Annotated in this window: 2 protein-coding genes and 1 pseudogene; 1 reads left to right on the forward strand and 2 read right to left on the reverse strand. The window is 34.8% G+C overall.

Annotation, left to right across the window (positions count from 1 at the left end; translation table 11 throughout):
- Positions 1-370: 370 nt before the first annotated feature.
- A complete protein-coding gene (gene brnQ / locus V7024_RS08860) occupies positions 371-1738 on the forward strand; it encodes a branched-chain amino acid transport system II carrier protein (RefSeq protein WP_335518470.1) in 1368 nt (455 codons plus the stop codon).
- Here the strand turns inward: brnQ and V7024_RS08865 are convergent.
- On the reverse strand, positions 1673-2209 hold the full coding sequence (locus V7024_RS08865) for a hypothetical protein (RefSeq protein WP_335518473.1): 537 nt from the start codon (positions 2207-2209) through the stop codon (positions 1673-1675). The genes brnQ and V7024_RS08865 overlap by 66 nt on opposite strands.
- A 170-nt stretch (positions 2210-2379) precedes the next feature.
- Positions 2380-3005, reverse strand: a pseudogene (locus tag V7024_RS08870) (DUF58 domain-containing protein); the annotation flags it as partial.
- Between the last annotated feature and the right edge of the window lie 185 nt (positions 3006-3190).

The following is a 3190-nucleotide window of genomic DNA, read 5'->3' on the forward strand; positions in this document are numbered from 1 at the left end:
CCATATCCATCCCCCTACAAACATTCGTTCTTTTTACAGAATATCACAAAATTAACTATTAAATCAAATTATTTTTCGAAAAATTACAAAATAAATAAATATTTAAATTATTATTTTAATTGTTATACAAAAATAATAATCATAATAAGATATTCTGCAATACGCCACGAAAAGAAAGCGCTTAATTTGTATAATTGATTAAATTTTCTATACAATAAAAATGATAGAAAAAATAAATTTACGAAAAATTCATTTTTGTCTTGCATAATAATTTATTTTTGTTATTATCGTTAGAGATTCGACAAAAAATGACTTTGTGTCGTACTTGTTGTACAAAAAATTCAAAATATTTAAATTTGGAGGTTTTTTCGTGTCAAAAAATGTGCAAACTTCACATATTTTTGTGATTGGGCTTATGCTCTTTGCCCTTTTCTTTGGAGCAGGTAATTTAATTTTCCCTGCTATGTTAGGACAAACAGCAGGAAGTAACGTATGGGTTGCTACCGCTGGATTTTTAATTACAGGAGTTGGTGTACCACTACTTGGTGTAATAGCATTTGGTGTTTCTGGTAGTGATGACTTACAAGCAATGGCAAGTCGTGTACATCCTTGGTTTGCGAGTGTATACACATTTATTCTTTATTTAGCAATTGGTCCTCTTTTTGCTTTACCGAGAGCAGGAAGTGTATCATTTGAAATTGGTGTAAAACCATTCGTAGGCGAAAATAGTGGTCATTTACCTTTGATTATTTTCACTATTGTATTTTTCGGCATTACTTGTTTACTCTCTTTAAACCCTACAAAGATTGTTGACGTTGTCGGAAAATTTTTAACTCCGATTAAATTATCATTTATCGGTATTTTAGTTGTTACGGCTGTCATTAAACCAATTGGTGAAATTGAAGCACCAACACAAGAATTCGTTACAAACTCTTTCTTCAAAGGCTTTCAACAAGGCTATTTAACAATGGACACTCTCGCAGCTTTCGTATTTGGTATTATCATTATTAATGCCATCAAAGCAAAAAGTGTAAGTGACAAAAAAGTGGTTATCAATGTTTGTATAAAAGCATCGTTAATTGCCGCTGTCGTATTAATTGCTGTTTACACTTCACTTGCATTTATGGGAGCTTCTAGTGTTTCTAAATTAGGACATTTAGAAAATGGCGGAGAGGTTTTATCAAAAGTAGCAAATTACTACTTCGGTTCTTTAGGAAATTTATTATTAGGAATGATGATTACTGTAGCATGTTTAACAACAAGTGTCGGGCTTACTACAGCATGTTCATCATACTTCCATAAAGTATTTCCACAAATATCATATAAAACATTTGCTATTATTTTAGCTATTTTCAGTGCTGTCATTGCAAACCTTGGTTTAACAGAGCTGATTACCATATCTGTACCTGTATTAACAGCGATTTATCCTTTAGCGATCGTGCTAATTTTCTTAACGTTTTTACACCGATTCTTTAAAGGAAGATCAGAAATATATCAAATGAGCTTGCTGTTCACTTTTATTGTCAGTCTCTTTGATGGACTAAATACTGCAAATCTAAAAGTTGAAGCAATCAATTCTTTATTCTCTCGCATCTTACCTTTATATGATGCTGGATTAGGATGGATTATGCCAGCACTTATCGGAGCGGTATTAGGCTATGGCATTAGTTTATTACGAGGGAAAAATACTTCTAGTGTAGATACATCTCATGATCTTGCACGTAAAAAAACATCCTAAACTGAACAAGTTTAGGATGTTTTTTTGATTTTCTTCCGTCCACTTTTTCACTTTCTCTATGTCTTCACTAGAACCATCTCGTTGTCCATATCGTACATCTTCGTAGATCAAGACAATATCTTTACTTTTTCGTATACGAAATAGCCATTGCTGAATGGTTTCAAAATGACGACGTTGTTCATATTGTGGTAATGTTCGCTCCCACTGTGCAACAGCGGCTCTAATTTTATTTTCTGGTAAAGAAGAGAAAATTTGCTGAATTGCAGCCTCTTCACCTTTCGGCTCACTACTCATTTTTACAATTTCTTCTTCTCTTTCCCCTCTCTTTCTCTTCAAACGATATAATACAATTATAACAAGTACGATTGTCATAACTGAAAGAATGAGAAGCAATTGCTGATTAGGGAAGGATTTACTGTTAGTAAGAGACGCTGGGTTTCTTTTTTCCACTTCACTATTATCCTGTTCCATCAACGCTTCTCTACCTTTTTTGCTATTCGATGTTTGTTTCCATTTTCCTTTTTCAGGAGGTATCACTTCTTCTTAGGTGTTTCAGGAATCTCCCATCCCTCCGTAATATGCGGCGGCTCTTGTTTCAACAATTCTTTCAAAATCGTTTGTGTATAAAGTGCCCCGCTATTTTATTTCACCACTTGCAGCCATCCCCCGTGTTTTTCAGGTGCATTCCCAATAATAATCGGAATAGCCCCTGCTTCTTGCTGGCGGAAACCTGTTTGATAAAAAAAGAAGAAGATAGCGGAACATCTCGATCTGTTAAGGACGATAATAATTGTAATGTTTTGTGCAATTGTTTTCGGTATTTACCAGACATTATGTGGACAATTCCGTTTTCGCACATACTATTCACCCATAGCTCAAATGAACAATCTTGTGCTATTAGTTCCCGGCAAACGCCCGCTGTTACTTCGATTAAATACTCTATATCAGTACGCAGTGTATAACCCGTTGAACCTAATACATTTAAATAGACCGCATACCGATCACCTTGCGTATATTCATACTTTTTTGCACTTAATACACCTGTTTTTGCAGTTGCTCCCCAATGGATAGCACGAAATGATTCCTGTTCATATTCCTTTACGCCAATAATCTTCGTTTCATCATAAAGAGGCGAAACAGCTGCAGTTCGAAATCCGTGTTTCCAGCTGTTTGTTTCCGGAATATTTACTTTGACAATGCGAGGATATATACGAAAGCACGGCATATGTTGTTTCCTTATTGGGATGTGAATTGTAAAGGGAGTAAAAGACTGGTACCCTATGTTCTGTTTTGTGTCGGTAAAAAGTAAGTCAAATGATCCGTAATCTCATCCTTTATACGCAAGCAATTTACGCATTCTTTTTCTTTCTTCTTCCGTTAGCTCCATATGAGATCCGTTCATACCATCATGAGGCCGATTTACATCAAACAATGTATACAATACATGTGTAC

The organism is Bacillus sp. JJ864 (genome assembly GCF_036963045.1).
In the GTDB taxonomy this organism is placed as follows: domain Bacteria; phylum Bacillota; class Bacilli; order Bacillales; family Bacillaceae_G; genus Bacillus_A; species Bacillus_A pseudomycoides_C.